This is a genomic window from Cryobacterium sp. CG_9.6, from assembly GCF_029893365.1.
Taxonomy (GTDB): domain Bacteria; phylum Actinomycetota; class Actinomycetes; order Actinomycetales; family Microbacteriaceae; genus Cryobacterium.
The window spans coordinates 1377370-1400226 of record NZ_JARXUZ010000001.1 but is presented as its reverse complement, the minus strand read 5'-3'; the positions used below and the strand labels follow the sequence as shown (position 1 = coordinate 1400226).

At 63.8% G+C, this 22857-nt stretch carries 20 protein-coding genes; 3 read left to right on the top strand and 17 right to left on the bottom strand.

Translation table 11 applies throughout. The features are described from left to right. Nucleotides 1–3: 3 nt before the first annotated feature. The 4 genes from H4V99_RS06320 to H4V99_RS06305 all read right to left on the bottom strand — a co-directional run bounded on the left by H4V99_RS06320 (nucleotide 4) and on the right by H4V99_RS06305 (nucleotide 4446). Nucleotides 4–867 carry an aldehyde dehydrogenase family protein gene (locus H4V99_RS06320; RefSeq protein WP_280676534.1) on the bottom strand — a complete coding sequence of 288 codons (864 nt, stop codon included), beginning with the start codon at nucleotides 865–867 and terminating at the stop codon, nucleotides 4–6. Then, nucleotides 864–2402, bottom strand: a complete 1539-nt coding sequence (locus H4V99_RS06315; protein ID WP_280676532.1) for an aldehyde dehydrogenase family protein — start codon at nucleotides 2400–2402, stop codon at nucleotides 864–866. The genes H4V99_RS06320 and H4V99_RS06315 overlap by 4 nt, the downstream gene beginning before the upstream one ends. A gap of 10 nt (nucleotides 2403–2412) precedes the next feature. Then, nucleotides 2413–3426, bottom strand: a complete 1014-nt coding sequence (deoC, locus tag H4V99_RS06310) for a deoxyribose-phosphate aldolase (RefSeq protein WP_280676530.1) — start codon at nucleotides 3424–3426, stop codon at nucleotides 2413–2415. A 69-nt stretch (nucleotides 3427–3495) separates the two neighbouring features. Next, nucleotides 3496–4446 carry a sugar-binding domain-containing protein gene (locus H4V99_RS06305; protein ID WP_280676528.1) on the bottom strand — a complete coding sequence of 317 codons (951 nt, stop codon included), beginning with the start codon at nucleotides 4444–4446 and terminating at the stop codon, nucleotides 3496–3498. Between the two features lie 152 nt (nucleotides 4447–4598). Here H4V99_RS06305 and H4V99_RS06300 point away from each other — a divergent pair, with 152 nt between their 5' ends. Continuing rightward, the gene (locus H4V99_RS06300) at nucleotides 4599–5540 is read left to right on the top strand and encodes an ROK family protein (protein WP_280676526.1); all 942 of its coding nucleotides are present in this window, start codon (nucleotides 4599–4601) and stop codon (nucleotides 5538–5540) included. 51 nt (nucleotides 5541–5591) lie between these two features. Here H4V99_RS06300 and H4V99_RS06295 read toward each other — a convergent pair whose 3' ends face one another. The 7 genes from H4V99_RS06295 to truB all read right to left on the bottom strand — a co-directional run bounded on the left by H4V99_RS06295 (nucleotide 5592) and on the right by truB (nucleotide 12952). Further along, nucleotides 5592–6803 (bottom strand): MFS transporter, encoded by a 1212-nt coding sequence (locus tag H4V99_RS06295; protein WP_280676524.1) that lies wholly within the window; start codon nucleotides 6801–6803, stop codon nucleotides 5592–5594. A gap of 16 nt (nucleotides 6804–6819) precedes the next feature. Then, nucleotides 6820–7467, bottom strand: coding sequence for a ScbR family autoregulator-binding transcription factor (locus H4V99_RS06290; RefSeq protein WP_280676522.1), 648 nt, complete (start codon nucleotides 7465–7467; stop codon nucleotides 6820–6822). 67 nt (nucleotides 7468–7534) lie between these two features. Then, on the bottom strand, nucleotides 7535–9946 hold the full coding sequence (locus H4V99_RS06285) for a transglycosylase domain-containing protein (RefSeq protein ID WP_280676520.1): 2412 nt from the start codon (nucleotides 9944–9946) through the stop codon (nucleotides 7535–7537). 217 nt (nucleotides 9947–10163) lie between these two features. After that, a complete protein-coding gene (locus H4V99_RS06280; RefSeq protein ID WP_280676518.1) occupies nucleotides 10164–11111 on the bottom strand; it encodes a bifunctional riboflavin kinase/FAD synthetase in 948 nt (315 codons plus the stop codon). Continuing rightward, entirely contained in the window at nucleotides 11108–11560 is a 453-nt protein-coding gene (locus H4V99_RS06275; RefSeq protein WP_280676516.1) for a hypothetical protein, read from the bottom strand. The genes H4V99_RS06280 and H4V99_RS06275 overlap by 4 nt, the downstream gene beginning before the upstream one ends. A gap of 43 nt (nucleotides 11561–11603) precedes the next feature. After that, nucleotides 11604–11972, bottom strand: a complete 369-nt coding sequence (locus tag H4V99_RS06270) for a hypothetical protein (protein ID WP_280676514.1) — start codon at nucleotides 11970–11972, stop codon at nucleotides 11604–11606. Next, nucleotides 11969–12952: a tRNA pseudouridine(55) synthase TruB gene (gene truB, locus H4V99_RS06265; protein ID WP_280679984.1), complete on the bottom strand. Its 984-nt coding sequence runs from the start codon at nucleotides 12950–12952 to the stop codon at nucleotides 11969–11971. Before truB ends, H4V99_RS06270 begins: the two co-directional genes overlap by 4 nt. Nucleotides 12953–13144: 192 nt before the next feature. Between truB and H4V99_RS06260 the strand changes: the two genes are divergently transcribed. Further along, a complete protein-coding gene (locus tag H4V99_RS06260) occupies nucleotides 13145–14149 on the top strand; it encodes a ketopantoate reductase family protein (RefSeq protein ID WP_280676512.1) in 1005 nt (334 codons plus the stop codon). 33 nt (nucleotides 14150–14182) lie between these two features. Here the strand turns inward: H4V99_RS06260 and H4V99_RS06255 are convergent, their stop codons facing one another. Continuing rightward, nucleotides 14183–14788 carry a hypothetical protein gene (locus H4V99_RS06255; protein WP_280676510.1) on the bottom strand — a complete coding sequence of 202 codons (606 nt, stop codon included), beginning with the start codon at nucleotides 14786–14788 and terminating at the stop codon, nucleotides 14183–14185. 23 nt (nucleotides 14789–14811) lie between these two features. Here H4V99_RS06255 and H4V99_RS06250 point away from each other — a divergent pair, with 23 nt between their 5' ends. Continuing rightward, nucleotides 14812–15708 (top strand): A/G-specific adenine glycosylase, encoded by an 897-nt coding sequence (locus H4V99_RS06250; protein ID WP_280676508.1) that lies wholly within the window; start codon nucleotides 14812–14814, stop codon nucleotides 15706–15708. Between the two features lie 181 nt (nucleotides 15709–15889). Here the strand turns inward: H4V99_RS06250 and rbfA are convergent, their stop codons facing one another. The 5 genes from rbfA to H4V99_RS06225 form a co-directional block, all read right to left on the bottom strand. Beyond that, nucleotides 15890–16414, bottom strand: coding sequence for a 30S ribosome-binding factor RbfA (gene rbfA / locus H4V99_RS06245; RefSeq protein WP_280676506.1), 525 nt, complete (start codon nucleotides 16412–16414; stop codon nucleotides 15890–15892). Nucleotides 16415–16563: 149 nt separating this feature from the next. Beyond that, nucleotides 16564–19455 carry a translation initiation factor IF-2 gene (gene infB / locus H4V99_RS06240; RefSeq protein WP_280676504.1) on the bottom strand — a complete coding sequence of 964 codons (2892 nt, stop codon included), beginning with the start codon at nucleotides 19453–19455 and terminating at the stop codon, nucleotides 16564–16566. A gap of 76 nt (nucleotides 19456–19531) precedes the next feature. Then, nucleotides 19532–19789 (bottom strand): YlxR family protein, encoded by a 258-nt coding sequence (locus H4V99_RS06235; RefSeq protein WP_280676502.1) that lies wholly within the window; start codon nucleotides 19787–19789, stop codon nucleotides 19532–19534. A gap of 8 nt (nucleotides 19790–19797) precedes the next feature. After that, the gene (nusA, locus tag H4V99_RS06230) at nucleotides 19798–20808 is read right to left on the bottom strand and encodes a transcription termination factor NusA (RefSeq protein WP_280676500.1); all 1011 of its coding nucleotides are present in this window, start codon (nucleotides 20806–20808) and stop codon (nucleotides 19798–19800) included. Between the two features lie 116 nt (nucleotides 20809–20924). Continuing rightward, the gene (locus H4V99_RS06225) at nucleotides 20925–22706 is read right to left on the bottom strand and encodes a proline--tRNA ligase (RefSeq protein ID WP_280676498.1); all 1782 of its coding nucleotides are present in this window, start codon (nucleotides 22704–22706) and stop codon (nucleotides 20925–20927) included. Between the last annotated feature and the right edge of the window lie 151 nt (nucleotides 22707–22857).

Here is a 22857-nt window from a genome sequence, read left to right as displayed (position 1 = left end):
TGCTTAGAGAATCGCCTTCGTGTGCCACACCGTTTTGGTTTCCGTAAACGCCACGATGCGGGCCAGAGAGGGAGCCGCGGCATCCGTTCCCGATTCCGGCGGCAGAACGCGCTTGAGCGTGTCCGCAGCAGCAATCTGCAGTTCCACCCAGTCGAGGTTTGCCGCACCAACCAGGTCGAGCGCGTTGACGTCGGCGTGGCTTGCGAGCCACGGGGCGATCTCGGCCGGTGAACCGGTGAGGATGTTCACAACACCACCCGGAACGTCGCTTGTGGCGAGCACCTCGCTGAGGCTGATGGCCGACAGCGGGGCCGTTTCATGCGCGACGACGACCACGGTGTTACCGGCCACGAGTGCCGGGGCAATGGCGCTGATCAGGCCGAGCAGCGAACCATTGCTCTGCGGCGCAATGATGGCAACGACCCCGGTAGGTTCCGGCACCGAAATATTGAAGAAGGGGCCAGAAACCGGGTTGGCATTGCCGGCGACCTGAACGTACTTGTCAGCCCAACCCGCGTACCAGACCCAGCGGTCAATAGCCTCGTCTACCTGAGCTGCGGCGATCTGGGCGCTCACACCCTCCGAGTGCACAATCTCATCGATGAACTGGATGCGACGTCCCTCGAGCAGCTCTGCGATGCGGTACAGCACCTGGCCACGGTTGTAGCCCGTAGCGCCAGACCAGCCAGCAAGAGCACCGCGCGCGGCCACGACCGCGTCGCGGGCATCTTTGCGAGAGGCCTGGGCAGCATTGGCGAGGAATTCACCCTTGTTCGACACGACTTCGTACACCCGTCCGGATTCGCTGCGCGGAAATTTTCCACCGATGTAGAGCTTGTAGGTCTTGGGAATGACGAGACGGGTCACTTGGTGGCCTTCTTTCCGGCTGCAGGCTTCTTATCGGATGCTGTGGGTGCGGTCGAGCCGGACAGAGCCGCACGCACCGAGGGGCGAGCCGAGGGGCGAGCCGAGGGCTTGAGGTACGCGGCCAGGCCGTGACGACCACCCTCGCGTCCGAAACCAGACTCCTTGTAGCCGCCGAAGGGACTTGCCGGGTCGAACTGGTTGAACGTGTTGGCCCAGATAACGCCAGCGCGCAACTTGTCAGCCACCGCAAGAATTCGGCTGCCCTTGTCGCTCCAGATTCCGGCGGAGAGGCCGTACGGAGTGTTGTTGGCCTTGGCGATGGCCTCGGCCGGAGTGCGGAAGGTGAGAACCGACAGCACGGGTCCAAAGACCTCCTCGCGTGCGATGCGGTGACTCGTCGACACGTTCGTGAAGATGGTGGGTGCGAACCAGAAACCGTTTTCGGGAATGGCGCAGTCGGCACTCCAGCGTTCGGCTCCCTCCTGGTCACCGATGTCAGAGAGCTCGGTGATCCGTGCGAGCTGCGCGGCGCTGTTAATAGCCCCGACATCGGTGTTCTTGTCGAGCGGGTCACCCAGGCGCAGGGTCTGCAAACGCTGCTTCAGACGGTCGATAACCTCATCGTGGATGCTCTCCTGCACGAGCAGGCGGCTTCCGGCACAGCAGACGTGACCCTGGTTGAAGAACGCACCGCGAACGATGCCCTCAATGGCCTGGTCGATCGGGGCATCGTCGAAGACGATGTTGGCACCCTTACCGCCGAGCTCCAGGGTGAGCTTCTTGTCGGTGCCGGCGACCGAGCGGGCGATGGCGCGGCCCACAGCGGTGGAACCGGTGAAGGCCACCTTGTTCACGTCCGGGTGGTTCACGAGGGCGGAACCGGTGTCACCGGCTCCGGTGATGATGTTGACGACACCTGCTGGCAGGTCGGCCTGCTGCAGGATCTCGGCGAACAGCATGGCGGTGAGAGACGTGGTCTCGGCGGGCTTCAGCACGACGGTGTTGCCAGCGGCGAGGGCCGGAGCAATCTTCCAGGCGAGCATCAGCAGCGGGAAGTTCCACGGAATAACCTGAGCAGCAACACCGAGCGCGGCGGGATTCGGCCCCACACCGGCGTGATCGAGCTTGTCGGCCCAGCCCGCGTAGTAGAAGAACCAGGCGGCCACGAGGGGCACGTCAACGTCACGGGTTTCCTTGATGGGCTTGCCGTTGTCGAGGCTCTCGGCCACGGCGAGTTCGCGGGCGCGCTCCTGCACCAGACGTGCAATGCGGAACAGGTACTTGCCGCGGTCACTTCCGGACAGGCGTGACCAGGTGCGATCGTAGGCGCGACGTGCGGCGGCGACGGCGAGGTCGACATCCGCTGCGTTAGCCGCCGCGATCATGGTGATCTGCTTCTCGGTGGCCGGGGAAATGGTCTGGAACGGTGTGCCGCGACCCGGTGTGAAGTCACCGTCGATGAAGAGACCGTACTCGGATTTGAGGTTCAGGATCGCCTGAGACTCCGGGGCGGGGGCATAGTCAAGAAAGTTCATCAGCAGGTCCTTAGTCGATCGTCACGTAGTCGGGGCCCGAGTAGTGCCCGCTGGTCATCTTCTGGCGTTGCAGCAGCACGTCGTTGAGCAGGCTGGACGCGCCGAAGCGGAACAGGTGCGGCTGAAGCCACTCCTCACCCACGGTCTCGGCCACGGTGACGAGGTACTTGATGGCATCTTTTGACGTGCGGATGCCGCCGGCAGGCTTCACGCCGATCTTTTCGCCGGTGAGCCGGTGCCAGTCGCGCACCACCTCGAGCATCGACAGGGTCACCGGCAGGGTGGCTGCCGGTGCGACCTTGCCGGTCGAGGTCTTGATGAAGTCTCCCCCGGCAAGAATGGCCAGCCAGCTCGCCCGACGCACGTTGTCGTAGGTGTTCAGTTCGCCCGTCTCGAGAATGACCTTGAGATGAGCGAAGGTTCCGTTGCTGCGGCGGCACGCCTCCTTCACGGCCACGATCTCGTCGTAAACCTGACCAAAACGTCCGGACAGGAAGGCCCCGCGATCGATGACCATGTCGATCTCGTCGGCGCCGGCGGCAACCGCGTCGGCCACGTCGAGCAGCTTAATGGCCAGGGATGCGCGGCCGCTCGGGAAAGCGGTGGCGACAGCGGCCACGTTCACGCCGGTAGCTGTGCCGGCGGCGTGCGCGGACCCGAGGGCCGTTACGGCGGTGCCCACCATGTCACCGTAGACGCAGACGGCTGCCACGCGCGGGCATCCCGGGTCACTCGGGTCGGGGATGAGAGCCTTGCTGACCAGCGAGCGGACCTTGCCGGGGGTGTCTGCACCCTCCAGCGTGGTCAGGTCGATAAGGCTGATGATGGTGTCAATCGCCCACCGCTTGGAGCTTGTCTTGATGGAGCGGCTGCCGAGGTCGGCGGCGCGCGCCTCCAGCCCAACGGCATCGATTCCGGGGATACCGTGCAGGTAGCGGCGCAGGTTCGCGTCGGTGGCTTCTCCACCGATCAGCGAGTGTGCACGCTGGGCCAGCTGAGCGGGTACCAGATTACTGGTCGTCATAACTTGTCCTTACTGTCAAAGTTTGCGTGGGTGCCCGGTGTCGGGTTCCCGTCGGTGTACGTGTGGGGATCATTCGGTGATGCCGAGGAGCGCGTTCGCGGTGTCTTCGTCTGTCACGAGAACAGTGCAGAGACCGCTGGTCACGATAGCCCGGGCGATCTCGTGCTTGGCCCGCCCGGAGATGACGGCAATAGCCTGAGGTGCGCGTCGCAACTGTTCGAGCTGGATGCCGACCGTGCGCTCGTCGAGTTCGGGATCGACAATGCGTCCATTCTTGTCGATGTAGCGGCCCACGATATCGCCCACCGCGCCCTTGTTCACCAGCTCGGTGATCTGGTCGACCGTGAGATATCCGCTGTCGACAAGGGCGGAGTTCTCGTCGGCCTGACCGGCGCTGTAGAGATAGGCCGTCGCGTTGGCGCCCTGAGTCAAAACCGCCGCAACCGTGCGATCCGCTTCAATGGCACGTTTCGTCTCGCGGCGTTCAAAGATGGCCGGACTGGGAAGAAGGGTCGCCGATCCGTTCGCCTTCTGCGCGATCGTGACGGCCGTCGCCGCAGCCGTTCCCGTGCGCTGGTTGATGCTCACACCGCCGTTGATTTGTACAACGTTGACCCCGGGAGCCCACCCCTGCTTCAAGCTCAGCGAGACTTCGTGGAGGGTGCGTCCCCAGCTGATGCCGAGGGTGCGCGGAATCGGTCGCAGTCCGGTGAGATAGTCGGCGGCCGCCTGGGCCGTTCTGGCCTGAAGCTCCTCGTCGCTGGACACCCCGGCGGACGACACAACGATCACGTCGGTCAGGCCGCTGGTCTCCCGCAACCTCCGCTCGATGGGCAGACGCCGTGCCCGCGGGTGCACAATTTCAATGCGAATAAACCCATTGGCCTTGGCCTGGGCGAGAAGGCGTCCCACCTTCCAGCGGGTGATCCGAAGAATCACGCCAATCTCATCTTGCGTCTGGTTTTCTTCGTAGTAGAGCTCCGCGGCCCGAATGGAAAGAAGCTCATCGATGTCACTCATGGGTGCGTACCTTTCCGTGCCGTGGTTACTGTGCCGCTCTCTACGTCAGCCTAGATTGCTTGATGCACGCAAACAACAGACGTTGTGGATCTTGCTCATATGAGCACGTCCTGGTCGCTCGTATACCCAACGAGCACGCCTATGCTCTGACCATGGACAACACTCCCCCGCACCCGGCCCTCGCCATCGATGTGGGGGGTACCAAAGTTGAGGCCGCCCTCGTGGACAGCCTCGGGGTCGTTATTGCCGAGACTCGCCACCGGGCCCCGACCGGCGCTGGCGCAACGAGTGCCGAGCTCGCGGCCGCCGTCACCACCGTGGTCACGCGAACACTCGCCGACCTCCCCGCCACGTCGGAACTTCGGGGCGTCGGTATCGGCTGTGCGGGACCGATCAGTCTGCCCGACGGTGCCGTGTCACCTCTCAACCTCGCGGTGTGGCGGGACTTTGGTCTGCGCTCCCTCGTTCAGGATCTCGTGCCGGAAACCACGGTGCGGCTACGAATGGATGGTCTCTGCATTACGCTCGCGGAGCACTGGGTGGGTGCCGGCCGCGGATTCGACAATGTCATGGGCATGGTGGTGTCAACGGGAGTCGGCGGCGGTCTCATCCTCGGTGGCACCACGGTGAGCGGGCCCACCGGGAATGCTGGACATGTGGGGCATATCGAAGTGGGTGGATTCGATGATCCGTGTGTGTGCGGAGGAACCGGGTGCCTGGAAGCCATCGCGTCCGGTCCGAAGACCGTGGCGTGGGCACGGAAGCAGGGGTGGACGGGGGAAACGGGAGAACACCTCTCTGAGGCCTACGCGGCGGGTGACGCCATCGCCATGCGGGCTGTTCAGCGCAGCGGTCGCGCCCTGGGGCAGGCCATCGCGGCCGCCACGACCCTGCTCGACCTTGATCTCGTGGCCATCGGGGGCGGCTTCTCACTCGTCACACCCGATCTCCTCCGATTCGCCCGCGAAGCCATCGCTCTGCGCACCCAACTGCCCTACGCCACCCGCGTGCAGGTGGTGCCCACGGCTCTCTCGGGTGACGGCCCACTTATCGGCGCCGCCGCACTCATCCACCGCGCCGCACTCGTGCCGTAACCGACAGGGGCGTGATCGACAGGGGCGTGATCGACAGGGGCGTGATGGTTCCTAGCGTCGAGGGTAGAGGTCGTCTTCGAGCATGTGCGGGCGAGAAATCACGGTTGCAGCCAGCGGGATGGCGCACGCCGTCGCCAGCAGAAACAGGAGCGGCCAGGTCCACCCACCACTGACCGAATGGAGCAGACCAAAAAGTAGCGGGCCGAGCGCGCCAATCGTGTACCCGACACTCTGCACAAAACCACTCAGGGCCACCGAACCGGCGTGGGTTCTGGTGCGCAGGTTGATCAGAACCAGGGCGAGCGGAAAGAAGAGCGGGCCCAGCCCGGCGAAAACAACCCACAGCCACGTGAGAGTCTCGGGTGCCAGCAGCAAGCCCAGGTCTCCGGCAACGAAAAGCGCCACGCCCACGTACACGAGTCGTCCCACATGCTTCATGCGCGCGGTCAGCACCGGGATGATGAGAGCACAGGGGATACCCATTCCGGCATACACCGCCAGGAGCGTTCCCGCCTGGGCCGCAGTGACTCCCGCCGTGTCGAGGAGCAGCTGCGGGAGCCAGGCAAAGAACGCATAGGCGTTGAGGGCGGACATGGCGAAGATGACCGCAATGGCCCAGGCGATTGACGAGCGCCAGATTCGGCTGAGCACCGCGGGGTCCGCCTCGTCAATGAGCGCGGTAGCGATGAGGTCTACCCGGGGCCGCAGCAGCATCGCCACCCACGGCACGAGAGCGAAAAGCGACAGCAGCATCCACATGCCGAGGGATGTTCCCCAGCCCAAGGCATCCGCTACCGGCACGGCCACGAGTGGGGGAATCAGCGCACTGAAGGACACAACCGTGACATACAGCGAGGTGAGGAGCCCAACCCGATCGGGAAAGTACTTCTTTACGAGCGGCGGAAGCAACACGTTTCCGATGCCGAGCCCGGCAAACGTGAGTGCACTCCCGAGAAGGAGACCCGGAAGCGCAACCGCGAGGCCACGGGTCAGATGACCGACCAGCATGGCGACAAGCGAGACGACGAGCAGCGGCTCGAGTCCGATCCGCCGGGTGAAAACCGGCGCGAAGATACCAAACAGCGCAAAACACACCGGCGGCAACATACCGAGCACACCCAGGGTCACGACATCCAGCGGAATATCGGCGTCGATGCGAGTCGCGATTGGCGACAGCGCCGCCACGGCGGTGCGCATATTTGTCGCCACGAGAAGAATCCCCACCAGGGCAAGCGTGCGGCCCGCAAATACTCCGCGACTCATGGGCGCGCCAACGGCGTCACACCACCGCCCGTTCCGCGCGGATGCGCGTGGGCAGGTCCTTGAGTTCGGCCCAGCGATGTGCCGGTACCAGAGCCGGCATAATGACGGCCCACATTTCGATCAGCCGATCCTCGATGTCATCTCGGCCCGTGAGCACATCGGACACCACCTGCACTCCGGTGAAGGCCGAGATAATAAAGTGCGACAGGGCGCAGATGTCGATATCGGGCGAAATCTCACCCTCGACGATTCCTCGGCGCAGGTACTCCTCACACGCCTCCATCCAGGCGAGGTAGGGGCCGGCAATCGGTGTGTCAAAGTTGGCGGCCTCAATCGTGAGGCGGATACCGGCGCTCACAATTGGGTCTTCATGCAGCTGGCGGGCCAGCTCCAGTGACATCACAATAATGGCCCGCAGTCCGGGCACATTATCGGCGAGCAGGGTACGACCGATTCCCGCGGATGCCTCGTGCTGAGCCTCGATGATCGCGACCGCAAGTGCTTCCTTGGATTCGAAATGGAAGTACAGCGCGCCCTTGGTGACACCCGCCGCGGCGCTCACCTGCGCCAGAGAAGTGCTTCCGTAACCGCGCTCCTGAAACGTCGCCGCCGCACCACGAATAATTGCCGCGCGGGTTTCAATCGCGCGTTCCTGCTGTGCCATTCCACTCCCTATATTTGTGCCCTCTTCATGCCCTCTTGAAGGTTAGCTGCCCCCGCAACAACGCAAGTCAGCGGCCCGGTGAGCTCCCCTGGCGATTACCCGGCGCATCCGCTGACGGTTCTGTTGGTGCAGGTGTCGGCTTCGGCTTCGGCTTCGGCTTCGGCTCGGGCTCGGGCTCGGGCTCGGGCTCGGGGACGAATTCCGGCACCCCGCTACTCGTGAAGACGGTAATCCTCGTGCCCTTGAAGCTGGAACCAGAGGGGTCAGAACGCACGACCGTGCCCGCCGGCATATCGGAGGCGATGACACCACCGTCGGCGAAGCCAAAACCGGCTCGCTCCAAGGTGGACTGGGCTGCAGCCAGTCGAAGGCCCCGCACATCGGGGACAGCGACCGGAGAACCGTTGATGACGGCGGAGCTGGCCTCGGGAAAAGCAGCACCTCCGTATTTGGCGTTGGCCACACCCATCACATCCGGCCACATGCGGTGGCGGGCAAGGGACACGGCGCCACTTTCGAAGCTGAGGCTGCGCTGACTGAGTTTTCCCGTGAGGCTCACCACGCCGGCAACGGTTGCCACCGCGCTGCTGGCGCCCATCATCCAGGTGTCAGCGCCGGAGTCGGTGGTACCCGTCTTGCCGATCATCGGAACACGCGATGACGTGGCACCGTAGGACGAGCGGGCCGTTCCGTTCGACATGACGCGCTGCATGGCATAGGTCATACCCGCCGCAACGGCGGGTTCCACCGACACGGCACAGGCCTGCGGCGGAACCGGTAGTTCCTCACCGTTGACGCCGGTGATCTGATCGATCACGATGGGCGCGCACGTGACGCCGTTGTTTGCAATGCCGGCGAAGGCAACGGCCATGGTGAGCGGCGCGATTTCATTGGTGCCGATGACAGCCGCGGCGCCCTGCTTCAACGGGTCACCGTCGGCGCGGTGCACCCCGAAGGAGTTCGCGCGTTCCTTGATGTCGCACAGGTCGAGCCCCTTGGCCATCCCAATGAACCCGGTGTTGTAGGAGTTGATCGTGGACTCCAGGGCGCTGTAGTTTGCTCCCGTCTCGCTGAGCGAGTCGTTGCGGGGGTTGAAGTCGGTTCCGTAGCTTTGCGGACCAAGACACCGGTCCTGGAAGGTGCCCCAGTTGGCTTTTCGGGCTGAATCCACCCGTTCACCGAGAGCGTGGCCGTCGCTGAGCCACTGCGCTAGCGTAAAGACCTTGTACGTCGATCCCGGTTGGAACCCACTCGACCCACCCATGGTGAAATCGGTGTTGTAGTTGATACCGGTGTAGTTAGCACCCGTCACTTGCACGGCCGGATCCTGGCTGTAGTCCTTGCTCTGGGTCATGGCCAAAACGCGGCCGGTTCCCACCTGCACGCTGGTGATCACACCGCCAATGTCCCCTCGGGAATACACCTTGGGAACGTTGCGGTTCATCGTGTCCACCGCTGCGGCCTGAATATCTAGGTCGAGGCTGGTGTAAACGTTGAAGCCACCGAGGCGGAAGTTGGCCAGTCGTGTCTCCTCGTCAACACCGAAGGTCTCGTTGGTCTTCAGCACGCGGGTGACGTAGTCGCAGAAGAACGCATTCGCACCAGCGGTCTGGCATCCGGTACTCGGTGGGGTGATCACGGGCTCAATAACTGTTGCGACGGCCGCGTCGTAGTCTTGCTGGCTGATTTTGTCGTACCGCAGCATCTCACGCAAGATGTAGTCGCGCCGTTGCTTGTTTTGTGCATAGCCGGTGGCCGTTCCATTCAGCTCGCTCTCGGGACGATCAAGCTGGTAGCGCACGGGGTTGTTCACAATGGCCACCAAGCTCGCTGCCTGCGGCAGAGTGAGATTCAGGGCCGTCGTGTTGAAGTAGTAGTTGGCCGCTGCTTCGATTCCGTACACGGTGCCACCGAAGCCGGTGATGTTGAGGTAGCCGCGCAGGATGTCGTCCTTGGAGTATTCCTTCTCCATGCCGATCGCGAGGCGCATTTCCTTGAGCTTGCGACTGGCTGAGATCTCGACGGCACTCTCGTAGCACTCGGCGCGCACCGCGGCCTCGTCCATCGCCTCGCATTTCTGTACGAGCACGTTCTTCACGTACTGCTGCGTTATGGATGACCCGCCGCGTGTTCCACCGCCCGCAAACGTGGTGACCGCGCCATTGATGGTGCCCTGTAAGTCGATCCCCCCATGCTCGAGAAATCGCGGGTCTTCGCTCGACACCACGGCGTCCCGAACGAAGGGGCTCATCGCCTCGAAACCCACCTCAACCCGGTTCTGCTCATAGAAGGACGCCATCAGCACCGGTGTTCCATCGGCATTCCGAGCAAAGATGTTGCTCTTTTGAGACAGTTGCTCCAGGGCAATGTAGCCGGGGAGGTTCTCGAACATGTTGATGGTGTTCGTCGCCGTTATTCCCGAAAGCGCCAGCGCCGGTGTCACTGCAACGGTCACCAGCAGGCCGGTAACGGCGCTCATGCACACGAGGCCAATCAAACCACCCACAGCTCCCCCGAACCGTTGAGCTCTGCTCCGACTCGAATTCGAATCGTCACCCATGTCACTACCCCCTGTGGAACGTTGAAGACTACGCCACAAACCCTTGGCCGCTCCTCCACTCTATGCAGGGTGCCTACGTCCCGTCACCTCGACGTCCCCAATACCCCTCGAATGGGGGTAACCGGTCGGTTGGACTTTATCGTTGGGGTTGGGGTGCAAGGATTCCGCGGACGCGCTCCACATCGTCGTGCATCTGCGCGATCAACGGCTCGATTCCCGCGTAGGCAACCATGCCCCGAATCCGCTCCACAAAAGCCACATCCACGATGTGGTCGTAGAGATCGAGACCGGTTTCGTCCAGAACGTAAGCTTCTACCTGACGGCGCGCAATACCTTCGAAGGTGGGGTTGTTACCCACCGAAATCGCGACCGGGTAGCGCGTACCGGCATCCGTGAGCCACCCCGCATACACGCCGTCAGCGGGAATGAAGCCCTCTGAGTCCCGCGCAAGGTTGGCGGTGGGAAAGCCGAGCTCCCGGCCGCGGGCAGCGCCGTGCACGACAACGCCGCGCATGGTGGGCAGGTGACCGAGTAGCTCCGTGGCCGTCGAAACGTCGCCGGTCGTGAGTAGGCCGCGAATCCAGGTCGACGAGACGCGTCGGCCGTGATGGGGCTTCACATCTTCGATCAAGAGCACCTCAAATCCAAATTTCACGCCCAGTTGGGTGAGCGTATCCACGTCGCCGGCGCCGCGGGAACCGAAGCGAAAATCTCGTCCCACCAGAACAAACCGGGCCTTCAGACCGTCCACCAAAATGGACGTCACGAAGTCTTCGGGGGAAAGCCCAGCCAGGTGCCAGTCAAAGCCGAGCACAACGGTGGCGTCAACGCCGGTCTCGGCCAGCAAATCAAGCTTCTGCTCGATGCTGACGAGCGCCTCGGGGCAGTCCTGCGGCGACAGGAGGGCGAGCGGATGCCGGTCGAACGTCACCACAACGGCCGCGAGTTGGTGTTCGGCTGCGAGGGTGTTCAGCTCGGCGATGACAGCGCGATGGCCGGCGTGGACGCCATCGAATTTTCCGATGCACACAACCGAAGCTGGCCAATCGGCCGACGCCGTCGGGATGCCATAGAGGGTCTTCACGAGCGCGCCGCCGCAGCGGGAATCGGGGTGGAGAGGGCCGGATTACGGGCCAGCCACCACATGCCGAGAAGAGGCAGAACCAGTGGTACGAAACCATAGCCGCGACCGAAGATGGACCAGACAGTTTTGTGCTGGAAGAGTTCGGGCTCAAGAAGGCTCAGCATTCCCACCACGAGAACGCCCAGAAGTTCGAAGCTGATGGTGATCCAGGCCACGCGGTACCACGCCGGGCTCCGCCGCACGAGCGCAATCGTGGCCACGATGTAGACGACGGCGGCCAGTGCGGAGAGGGAATATGACAGCGGTGCGTCGGAGAAACTCTCCGCGATCTGCACGAACGAACGGCCCGTTGCTGCCAGGGCGAGCAGGCCATAGACCGCAATCAGGAGTCGACCAATGCCCGTCACACGTCTCTTGGATACCGTCATGGCGGTCTGTTGTTGTGTCATCGCCTCATAATTATCGCAGCTTCCGGGCCGGGTTGACACCGGTTCACCGTCCCTGCACGGTCCAGATCTGCAGCATTCGGTAGACCATCACGGCAACAGACAGGCTCGCCACACCCAGAATCACCGTGCTCCACCGGTTGCGCTCGATGAGCGCCCAGAATACCGCCGCCACGGGCAGCAGAATGGCGCTGATGAGGTACGTGTAGAACTCGAGCACACTTCCCGTGGCCTCGTTCCCCGTGAAGGGAGCCACGATCGCGACCACCAGCTGCACCAGCAACAACAGCTCAACCAGGGCAGTCGCCCCCATGGTGAGGTCGGTGGGTTTTCGACCCACCAGTCCCAGGGCGACGCAGAGTACTCCCGCGGGAATGGCGACCGCGAGCTGCAACCAGGTGAACCACTCAATCATGCAGAATCTCCGTTACGGATCTCGGTGGCCACTGGCGACTCAGGCTCGGGCTCAGGCTCAGGCTCAGGCTCAGGCTCATCGGGTGGAAAGTTCAGAATGGATTTCGCCTGACCGCCACGTATTTCCACCAGACCCACCAGTCGGCCTCCGGGGGCGATGGCCGCCAGCGGCTCGGGTCCCTGCGGTGAGCCCGACACCTCTACCCGCTTGCCATGACCCAGGTCGATGGCCTGCTGCTGAGTCAGGTCCAGCCGCGGAAGCAGGCGAGTGGCGGCATCCGCTGGGGAAATAAGCGACGCGGTTACGTCGAGTTGTTCCAGCACCGACGCCGCTTCCACCCGGAAGGGTCCAATGCGGGTGCGACGCAGTGCGGTGAGGTGACCACCAACGCCGAGCCCGGCCCCCAGATCGCGGGCGAGCGCCCGAATGTAGGTGCCCGAGCCGCAGTTGACGCGCACATCCAGGTCGAGAAAGCCGTCGCGACTAGTGCTGGAGAGCTGCTCAAACGAGCTCACCGTCACGGGGCGCTCGGCAAGTTGCACATCTTCGCCGGCGCGAACCCGGGCGTAGGCGCGCTGGCCATCCACCTTGATGGCACTCACGGCGCTCGGCTGCTGGCTGATGTCACCGGTGAGTGCCTGGATCCCGGCGGTGATGGCCTCGGGAGTGAGCGCGGCGACGGCGTCGGAGGACGCGCGCACCAGCTCGTCACCCTCGGCATCATCCGTTGTGGTCGAGGCCCCGAGCCGGATGGTGGCCAGGTATTCCTTGTCGAGTCCCACCACGTAGGTGAGCAGTCGGGTGGAACTGTTCACACCCAGCACGAGGAGACCCGTGGCCATGGGGTCGAGCGTGCCGGCGTGGCCGACCTTACGGGTGCTGGCCAGGCGACGGGTGCGGGCCACGGCGTCATGGCTGGTCCAGCCCTGAGCCTTGTCGACGAGGAGCAGGCCACTGCGGGTGGATTGTGGGGTCTTCATACGGGTTCTCGCCGGGGCGGCGCTGGACGTGTGATCCGAGCTGCGAGCCGCACTGGATGCCGGGGCCGAGGTGTCAGAAACGACGGCCGGTGAGGTGTCCCTCGATGTCTCATTCACAGAGTTGATGGTATCAGCCGCCACCACCACGGTTCGGTGCTGCGGCGGGAGGTGCAGCTCAATCTAGGCTGAAGTATGCGAATTGCTGTGATCGGCGCCGGCGCCCTGGGCGGAACCTTTGCCACCCTGCTCGAAGGCGCGGGCCACGAGGTCACGGTGACCGCACGTGGCGTGACCCTGGCGGCGATACGGGCCGACGGCATCCGCCTGGGTGGTGGTTTCGGTGACGCCCATGCGCGTCCTCGTGCCCAGGAGCTTTTGACCGAACGGCCCGATCTCGCCCTGGTCTGCACCAAGGCGCAGGACGCGAGCCGAGCAATCGCCGATAACGCGCAGTTCCTGAACGGATGTCCCGTGATTGTCGTGCAGAACGGTCTGCTGGGCGTAGATACCGCTAGCGCGCTGCTTCCGGACTCGGAGTGCTTCGGACTGCTCGTGATCGTGGCCGCGAACTACACCGAACCGGGGCACGTGGTCGTGACAACGGCCGCGCCCAGCTACCTCGGTCGCGGCAGCGGGCTCCCCGACGCCGAGACGCTCCGCTGGCAGGCCGTGCTTGGGGAGCCGCTCCGAACCCGCACGATCAGCAACTTTGTGGGTGCGCAGTGGACCAAGCTTGTTGTCAACATGCTCAATGCCCTGCCGGCAATCACCGGACTGAGTGTGCAGGAGGTTATCGACACCCCTCGGCTGCGCCGGATCCTCACGGCGAGCATGCGTGAAACGGTGCGGGTGGCACAGAGTCGCGGGGTGCGTTTTGGCTCGTTGCAGAAGCTCTCCAATGACCGATTGAGAGTGTTCTCCCGGCTGCCGCTGTGGATCGGCCAGGCTCTTCCGCTGGGTATGCGCGCGCGAATGGGAGACGTTCCGAATCGCGGATCCACGCTGCAGAGCATCGTGCGCGGGCAGTTGACCGAGATCGATTTTCTGAACGGTGCGGTTGTGCACGAGGCAGAAGCCGCCGGAATCACGGCTCCCGTAAATGTCACGCTCACGGCACTCGTGCATGAGGTGGAGGCAACCGGTACGCACCTGGCGGTACCCGATGTTCTCGCCCGCCTTGCGTCGCGCACGCGCTGATTCCCAGCGTTGCCGAACGGCACCCGGGCCAGGTCAGCAGCGGTCCAGAAACAGGCGGCGGGGAGCCGCAGGATCGGTGTTGATGATCACCGCGTCCACGATCTCCCGCGGGGTGACATCAGCGAGGTACAGCACGTCTTCCGGTGTCACCGGATCGGTCTCCAGAAGAACGCTGAACATCCAGAGGCCACGGAGTTCGGGACGGTTGGCAAAATCACCCTCCACCACCAGGATCGCGTCGGCGGACGTGGTGCGCCACGTGGGCTCGATCCAAGTGTCGCGGTCCGCGTCAAAGTGTTCGGTGACAAACCCCGCACTCCCGTCCAGACGAAACGGTTCAATCAGAACCCGGCGGAGGGCCGAGTAGTCGTAGCCGAACCGGTAGTGCCGCTCCGGTGTTGCCGGCCCGAAGCGGTTCCGCTCCGCCTGGGAGCGCTGAAAGTTTCGGAGGGACGCCGTGAAGACGTTGCGTTCGTCGTCTTCCGTGAGAACCTCGGCAAGGTCAGCCGCAAATTGTGCTCGCCCCGAGGCATCCGCCCCATCGATCGCGATCACGGTTCGACCGCGCCCATAGTTATGCAGTACCTCAGCGGCCAGGGTGCGCAGGAATTCGATGCGTGGTGTGGAGGTGAGCCTCATGATTGAAGCCTAGGTTAGAACCAATGAACGTTACAGCCCCCGCCGTGCCGCCCGGCGCCCTCAGCCCCGTGCTCAACCTGTGGTTCCGTGAGAATGCCCGGGACCTTCCGTGGCGTCGGAGCGATTTTTCGCCCTGGGGGGTTCTCGTCAGCGAGTTCATGTTGCAGCAAACCCCGGTCAACCGGGTGATTCCCCGCCTCACCGAGTGGCTGGAACGCTGGCCCACTCCCGCCCACCTGGCGGCGGTTCCCCCGAGCGAAGCGGTGCGCGCCTGGGCGAGTCTGGGGTACCCCCGGCGTGCCCTCTGGCTGCACGCGGCCGCAGTTCAGATTACAGAACGCCACGACGGTCTCGTGCCAGAGAGCGTGGAGGAGCTGCTCAGCCTCACCGGAGTGGGAGACTACACGGCACGAGCCGTGGCCGCCTTCGCGTATGGCCACCGGCATCCGGTTGTCGACACCAACACCCGGCGAGTGTTGGCCCGTGCCGTCAGTGGCCAGGGCGAGCCGGCGCCGCCCAGTCGCACCCGCGACCTGGCCCTGATGTCGTCGGAGTTGCCCGCTGACCGCGCGGAGGCAGCCGTGTTCAATGCGGCCACGATGGAGCTCGGCGCCATTGTGTGCACCAGCCGCTCCCCCAAGTGCCACGAGTGTCCCCTGCGTGACACCTGCGCCTGGCGGGCGCTGGGCTACCCGGTCTACGAGGGGGCGCGCAAGGTGGTGCAGAAGAAGTTCGAGGGTAGTGACCGGCAGGTTCGCGGCCTCATCATGGCGGAACTGCGCTCCACGCACCGTCCCGTGTCACCCGATGAGATCTCGGGCCTCTGGGCGGATGCCGCGCAGCGCGACCGTGCACTCGCGAGCCTCCTGGTGGATGGGCTCGCTGTCCCCGCCGATGGCGGCTACGTTCTGCCGTCCTAGCTGCACCGAGCGTTTCTTCCGAGTGCCTTCTGCCGACCTAGCAAGCGCGTCCTGTCGCTAGTTCAGGAGATCCGCCCACCGGCGCCCGTCCGGCCCAGTAAAACACCGGTGGCTCCCGGTTGCCGCCGCAGGATCTCCTGAAGTAGCAACCGGAAGCCACCGGTGAGTGCTGTACGCGGGCTTACTTGGTGACGGACTCGTCAGCGGATGCGGCGTCGCGGTCGGCAGTATCTGCCTCGGCAACATCCTCGTCGGCGTCCTCACTCTCGGCGTCGTCGCTCTCGTAGTCGCGCGGCTTGGCATACGGGTCGGCATCGCCGGCGTACTGGGCCGTGCTCGCGTCGCGTTCCGTGGCGGTGTCGCGCTCGTGAGCCTCGCGCAGCAGATCGTCGATGAGTGCGGCGTTCTCGGGGATACCGTCAGCGATGAACTCGATTGACGGAGTCAACCGAGCGGTGATGTTCTTCCCCACCTCGCTGCGCATCATTCCCGTTGCGGCCTTCAGCGCCGCAGCGCTGTCGGTGCGCTCTTCGATCGAGCCGTACACGGTATAGAAGACGGAGGCATGCTGCAGGTCGCCCGTCACCTTCACGTCCGTGATCGTGACGAAACCAAGGCGCGGGTCTCGCAAGCCACGCTCAAGGCGCTTCGCGATGATGACCTTGATGCGGTCCGCCATTTTTCTCGCGCGTTCCGGATCTGCCATGACGTTCTCCTTCTGTCAAATACTTCGGTTGCTGTGATTCGGTACTGCTTGTGATTCGGTACTGCTGGCAATAATTCTTGCGTTAAAGACCGGGGGTCTCCACCCACATGCCCGGTGGGCAATCGAGCGGAGACCCCGGAACCGTGGAATTAGACCCGCGGCTTTTCCTTCATTTCGATCGTCTCGATCTCGTCACCGATTTGGATGTCGTTGAACTTGCCCAGTCCGATACCACACTCGAAGTCCGTGCGGACCTCAGTGACATCGTCCTTGAAGCGACGCAGCGATTCGATGCCCAGATTGTCCCCCACCACGACGCCGTCGCGAATAACGCGAGCCTTGGCGTTTCGGGTGATGGTACCGGAGCGAACGATAACACCGGCAACGTTTCCGAACTTCGACGAGCTGAAGACCTCGCGAATTTCGGCGATACCACTCTGAACCTCTTCGAACTCAGGCTTGAGCATTCCCTTGAGGGAGTTCTCAATGTCCTCGAGTGCCGAGTAGATGACGGAGTAGAAGCGCACGTCCACGCCTTCACGAGCGGCACGTTCGCGTGCCTTCGTGTCGGGGCGAACGTTGAATCCAATGATGATGGCGTTGTCGACGGTAGCGAGGTTGACGTCGCTCTCGGTGACCGCACCCACACCACGGTGGATGATGCGCAGCTGAACGGAATCGTCGACCTCGATCTTGAGGAGCGACTCTTCCAGTGCCTCAACGGCACCGGACACGTCACCCTTGATGATGAGGTTGAGCGACTCGACCTTGCCCTCTTCGAGTGCACGGGTGAAGTCCTCGAGGCTGATGCGCTTGCGGGCCTTGGCCAGCAGGGCGTTGCGCTCGGCGGCTTCACGCTTCTCAGCGATCTGACGTGCGGTGCGGTCTTCCTGAATCACGAGGAAGGTGTCACCGGCACGAGGAACGCTGGAGAGGCCCTGTACCTGAACGGCACGCGACGGTGTTGCCAAAAGAACAGCAACGCCGTTCTCGTCGGCCATTGCACGAACGCGACCATAGGCCGTTCCGGCAACAATCGAGTCTCCGACCTGCAGGGTTCCCGACTGGATGAGCACGGTTGCGACGGCGCCGCGACCCTTGTCGAGCTTGGCCTCAATGGCCACACCGCGAGCATCCTTGTTGGGGTTGGCACGCATGTCGAGTCCGGCATCCGCTACGAGAAGCACGGCGTCCAGGATTTCCTGGATTCCGGTCTTGTTCTTCGCCGACACGTCCACGAACATGACGTCTCCACCGTATTCTTCGGCGACGAGGCCGAACTCGGTGAGCTGCTGGCGAACCTTCTGCGGGTTGGCACCGGGCTTGTCGACCTTGTTCACGGCAACCACGATCGGCACGTTGGCGGCCTGTGCGTGGTTGAGCGCTTCAATGGTCTGGGGCATGATTCCGTCATCGGCAGCAACCACGAGGATCGCAATGTCCGTCACCTGTGCACCACGTGCACGCATGGCGGTGAACGCCTCGTGGCCCGGGGTGTCAATGAAGGTGATGGCACGGTCAATGCCCTCGTGCTCGGTGACCACCTGGTAGGCACCAATGTGCTGCGTGATGCCTCCGGCTTCACCGGCGGCAACCTTGGCGTTACGGATCGCATCGAGCAGCGCGGTCTTACCGTGGTCAACGTGACCCATGACCGTGACGACGGGAGGACGAACTTCGAGGTCTTCGTCGGTTTCGTCTTCGAGTTCCTGGTCGATGTCGATGTCGAAGGCCAACAGAAGCTCGCGATCCTCATCGTCGGGCGACACCATCTGAATCTTGTAGCCGAGCTCTTCACCCAGTACATCGAAGGTGGCCTCGTCGAGAGACTCCGTAGCCGTTGCCATTTCACCGAGGTGGAAGAGCACGGTCACGAGGTTTCCGGGGCTCGCATCAATCTTGTCGGCGAAGTCGGTGATCGACGCGCCGCGACGCAGGCGAACAACCGTTCCACCGTCTCCACGGGGAACGCTCACGCCACCCAGCGACGGGGCTTCGCGCAGTTCGAATTCTGCTCTCTTCGTACGCTTCGACTTGCGCGCCTTGTTCTTGCCGCCTCCGCGACCGAACGCACCAGCGGTTCCACCACCGGGGCCACGACCACGACCAGCGCCACCACCACCACCGGCGGGACGGGGCGGGCCGAAACCGGGTGCACCGGCCGGTGCACCACCGGGACGAGCGAAGCCGGGACGTGCGCCGCCGGCTCCTCCGGGTGCTCCACCGGGACGCTGGAAGGCGCCCGGACGCTGACCGAACCCGGTCGGGCGTGCCGCCTGGCCAGGGCCGCCGGGGCGAGGTGCTCCGGGGCGAGGCTGTGCGGGACGCGGGATGTTGCTCGGCGTGGGTGTTGCGGGACGCTGACCCATACCCTGTGCGCTCGCGAACGGGTTGTTTCCCGGACGCGGCGGCTGGGCGGGACGCTGACCCATGCCCTGGTTGCTGGCAAAGGGGTTATTGCCCGGACGTGCTGCTCCGGGGCGAGGTGCACCGGGCTTGACCGGGGTGGCTGAGCCTCCGGGAGTCTTCGCTGCGGGAGCGTCTGTACCGGTTGCGGCCGCGGGGGCTGCGGCAGCTGCCGCCTTCTCCGCTGCGGCAGCCTTTTCGCTGGCCGCTGCCTTCTCGGCAGCCTGCGCCTGGCGCTCGGCAACCGTGAGGGGTGCAACGGGAACCGGAGCTGCCTCAGCCGCTTCGGTCTGCTCCACAGCAACAGGCTGTGCAGCAGGCGTTGGACGCGCTCCGGGCTTGGCGCCCGGCTTCATCGCGCCGGGCTTAGCAGCCCCTGGCTTGGCACCGGCACTCGGGCGCGGCCCGGGCGCAGGCGCCGTTGTCGTGGTGGACGCCGCGGCGGCCGGGTTAGCGGCCTTGGCGCTTGCGCTCTCTGCTTCCAGAGCGGCACGAAGACGGCGCGCTACCGGGGGCTCAACGCTACTGGACGGTCCCTTGACGAACTCGCCCATTTCTTTCAATTTTGCAAGGGCAACCTTGCTGTCGACTCCGAGCTCGCTAGCGATCTCGTGTACGCGTGGTTTCGCAGCCACAATTCTCCTGTTCCGGGCCTGCACCCGGAAAGGGGCAGGCCGTTAGTAACGGACGGGTCTCATTTCGAGCCGCTCATTAGTTATCCATAAGCCAAGTCAGCCTGTTCTCTAGTTGTTTCGCGTCCAGCGAGCTGGTCACGCGAAGGGCACGCCCGAAAGCGCGGCGCCTCTGTGCGTCTTGGAAGCACGAGACGGTCGGATGAAGCCACGCACCCCGGCCGGGGAGAGTGGCGGTTTCATCCACCAGAATCTCTGAGTCCCGGGCAACAATCCTCAGAAGAGAGGATCGTGCGGCGCGCGAACGGCATCCAATGCACGTTCTAACGGAGTCCATCGTACCCCCTATTCGGCATCCTCCAGAATGCTATCGGGCTGAATGTCGATTTTGGCACCCGTGAGCTTGGCCGCAAGGCGAGCATTCTGACCCTCTTTACCGATGGCAAGAGAGAGCTGATAGTCGGGAACCAGGGCGCGAACGGCCTTGATCGATTCGTCAATGACGTACGCACTGGTCACCTTTGCGGGTGACAGCGCGCTGGCCACAAAGGTGGCCAGATCGGGTGAGAAGTCGACAATGTCAATCTTCTCATTGTTGAGTTCATTGGTGACGGCACGAACGCGCTGCCCGAGTTCGCCAATGCACGCACCCTTGGCATTCACACCGGGTTCGGTGGCCCGAACCGCGATCTTGGTGCGGTGTCCAGCCTCACGGGCCAGAGAGACGATTTCCACGACTCCGCTCGCGATTTCGGGAACCTCGAGTGCAAACAACTTGCGCACCAGTGACGGGTGCGTGCGCGACACGGTGATCTGCGGGCCCTTGAGTCCGCGCCCGACCGCCGTGACGAACACGCGGATGCGCGCACCGTGCACATACGTCTCGTTCGGAACCTGCTCTTCAGGAGGCATGATGGCCTCGATCGAACCCAGGTCCACGTGAATCATGCGCGGGTTGGGTCCCTGCTGAATGATCCCAGCAACAATGTCACCCTCGCGGCCCTTGAACTCACCGAGAACGGCATCATCCGCGAGGTCGCGTAGGCGCTGGTTGATGACCTGCTTGGCGGCGTAGGCCGCGATTCGACCGAAATCGGTCGGGTTGTCGATGGCTTCGCCAATGACGTTGTCGTCTTCGTCGTGCTCCGGCACATAGATGTCTACGTGCCCATTCTTGCGGTCGAGTACAACGCGTACTCCCGCCTCTTCCAAGGCTGCCTGCTTCGTGGGCTCATCCGGGTGGGTGTGCTTCAGATAGGCCGTCAGGATTGCCTGCTCAATAATCTGCACGAGTTCCTCAAAGGGAATCTCTTTCTCGCGCTCCAATTGCCGCAAAACACTGAGGTCGATGTCCATGGCCGGCCTCCTCTATTCAGATCTTGCCGCCGCGAAACTGCGCAGCGGGCTCACACTAACGGTACCCGACTCCGCAGGCCGTTGTCACCGCACGTGGCCCGGATCGCACCGCGTGTCTAGGCGAAGTGGGCAGCGACGTCGGCAACCGTCACCTGCTCGCGCTCCCCCGTGCTGCGGTTCCACAGCTCAACAATGCCGTCAGCAGCTCCGCGGCCCACAATGACGATCCACGGCACACCGATGAGTTCGGCATCACCGAACTTGACACCGGGCGAGACCTTGCGACGATCGTCGTACAGCACCTCGCGGTTGCTCGCTTCGATCGCGCCCACCACGAGCTCGGCCGTCTCGTAGACGATCTCATCCCGTCCGGTCGCAATCACGTGAACGTCAAAAGGCGCCACGGCTTCCGGCCAGATGAGGCCCTTCGCATCGTTGTTGAGCTCGGCGATGACGGCCAGAATACGGGTCACACCGATTCCGTAGGACCCCATGGTGACGGTCACCAGCTTCCCGTTCTCGTCCAGCACCTTGAGGCCGAGCACTTCCGCGTACTTGCGTCCAAGCTGGAACACATGCCCGATCTCCATTCCGCGAATGAGCTCGACCGGTCCGGAGCCATCGGGCGCCTGGTCTCCCGCGCGAACGTCGGACGCCTCCACAATGGCATCCACGGCAAAGTCGCGTCCGGCAACAAGGCCGAAGACGTGGCGTCCGGCTTCGTTTGCTCCGGTGATCCATTCCGTTCCAGCAACAACACGGGGGTCAACGAAGAAGCGGATGCCGGTGGCCGACTTCTCGCCCAGCAAGGGTCCCGAGGCGCTCCACGGGCCGATGTAGCCCTTGATGAGACCGGGCTTGCCCTCGACCTTGTCCAGGCGATCAAAGTCGCCCTCGTTCGCAGCCTCCACCTCGGCGGGACCAAAGGCCACCTCAACGCGTTTGAGGTCCACCTCCCGGTCGCCGGGGAGGCCGATGGCGATGATCTCGCGAGTTCCGTCGGGCTGGATGAGCGCCAAAACCACGTTCTTCAGCGTGTCGGCGGCAACCCACTCACGTCCGTCGGGCCGCGGGTGCTCGCGGTTGGCCATATCGACCAGCGTCTGAATCGTGGGGGTATCGGGCGTATCGAACACGGTGGGGGCGGGCAACGCGGTCCAGTCCACGGCCGGCGGGGCGATGGTGCGGAACGCCTCCACGTTGGCGGCGTACCCACCTGCTGAGCGCACGAACGTGTCTTCTCCGACCTCGGTGGGGTGCAAGAACTCTTCGCTCTTGGATCCACCCATGGCGCCGGCATCCGCTTGCACGATGGCGTACTCGAGGCCGAAGCGGGTGAAGATGCGCTCATAGGCGTCACGCTGGGCCTGGTAGCTGGCGTCCAGACCGGCATCGGTGTAGTCGAAGGAGTAGGCGTCTTTCATGGTGAACTCGCGGCCGCGCAGCAGGCCTCCACGGGATCGCGCCTCATCACGGTACTTGTCCTGGATCTGATAGATCGACAGCGGCAGGTCCTTGTAGGAACCGTAGAGGTCTTTCACCAGCAGGGTGAAGACCTCCTCGTGCGTGGGTGCGAGGAGAAGGTCGGAGCCCTTGCGGTCTTTCAGGCGAAAAATTCCGTCGCCGTACTCGTCCCAGCGGCCGGTGAGGTCGTAGGGCTCGCGCGGCAACAGAGCCGGGAAGTGCACCTCGTGCGCGCCCGCCGCCGTCATCTCCTCGCGAATGATGCGCTCCAGCTTCGCCTTCACCCGCAGCCCCAGGGGCAGCCAGGCAAAGATTCCGGGGGCCTGGCGACGAATGTACCCGGCACGCACCAAAAGGCGGTGGCTGGTCACCTCGGCGTCGGAGGGATCTTCGCGGAGTGTACGGAGGAAGTAGGTGGAGAGACGTGTAGGCACCCAACTACCTTACGGCGAACCGGGCGCCCGTTCGGCGACGGGTATCCGGCACCCACGAGCGCAACGTTGGCAAAAGGGGTGGCCTCACCGGTTCTGATACCGACCGGGAGAGTTTCTTCAGAGCGAAACGGGCCTCGATGGTCGAGCACCG

What these genes read in the sequence shown, in the direction of transcription:
- H4V99_RS06255 (WP_280676510.1), bottom strand. Translation starts at nt 14,788, where the DNA reads ATGAGGCTCACCTCCACACCACGCATCGAATTCCTGCGCACCCTGGCC.
- H4V99_RS06285 (WP_280676520.1), bottom strand. Translation starts at nt 9,946, where the DNA reads ATGAGCGCCGTTACCGGCCTGCTGGTGACCGTTGCAGTGACACCGGCG.
- H4V99_RS06250 (WP_280676508.1), top strand. Translation starts at nt 14,812, where the DNA reads ATGAACGTTACAGCCCCCGCCGTGCCGCCCGGCGCCCTCAGCCCCGTG.
- H4V99_RS06260 (WP_280676512.1), top strand. Translation starts at nt 13,145, where the DNA reads ATGCGAATTGCTGTGATCGGCGCCGGCGCCCTGGGCGGAACCTTTGCC.
- H4V99_RS06290 (WP_280676522.1), bottom strand. Translation starts at nt 7,467, where the DNA reads ATGGCACAGCAGGAACGCGCGATTGAAACCCGCGCGGCAATTATTCGT.
- H4V99_RS06305 (WP_280676528.1), bottom strand. Translation starts at nt 4,446, where the DNA reads ATGAGTGACATCGATGAGCTTCTTTCCATTCGGGCCGCGGAGCTCTAC.
- H4V99_RS06275 (WP_280676516.1), bottom strand. Translation starts at nt 11,560, where the DNA reads ATGACACAACAACAGACCGCCATGACGGTATCCAAGAGACGTGTGACG.
- H4V99_RS06300 (WP_280676526.1), top strand. Translation starts at nt 4,599, where the DNA reads ATGGACAACACTCCCCCGCACCCGGCCCTCGCCATCGATGTGGGGGGT.
- H4V99_RS06235 (WP_280676502.1), bottom strand. Translation starts at nt 19,789, where the DNA reads ATGGACTCCGTTAGAACGTGCATTGGATGCCGTTCGCGCGCCGCACGA.
- deoC (WP_280676530.1), bottom strand. Translation starts at nt 3,426, where the DNA reads ATGACGACCAGTAATCTGGTACCCGCTCAGCTGGCCCAGCGTGCACAC.
- H4V99_RS06270 (WP_280676514.1), bottom strand. Translation starts at nt 11,972, where the DNA reads ATGATTGAGTGGTTCACCTGGTTGCAGCTCGCGGTCGCCATTCCCGCG.
- H4V99_RS06295 (WP_280676524.1), bottom strand. Translation starts at nt 6,803, where the DNA reads ATGAGTCGCGGAGTATTTGCGGGCCGCACGCTTGCCCTGGTGGGGATT.
- truB (WP_280679984.1), bottom strand. Translation starts at nt 12,952, where the DNA reads ATGAAGACCCCACAATCCACCCGCAGTGGCCTGCTCCTCGTCGACAAG.
- nusA (WP_280676500.1), bottom strand. Translation starts at nt 20,808, where the DNA reads ATGGACATCGACCTCAGTGTTTTGCGGCAATTGGAGCGCGAGAAAGAG.
- rbfA (WP_280676506.1), bottom strand. Translation starts at nt 16,414, where the DNA reads ATGGCAGATCCGGAACGCGCGAGAAAAATGGCGGACCGCATCAAGGTC.
- H4V99_RS06315 (WP_280676532.1), bottom strand. Translation starts at nt 2,402, where the DNA reads ATGAACTTTCTTGACTATGCCCCCGCCCCGGAGTCTCAGGCGATCCTG.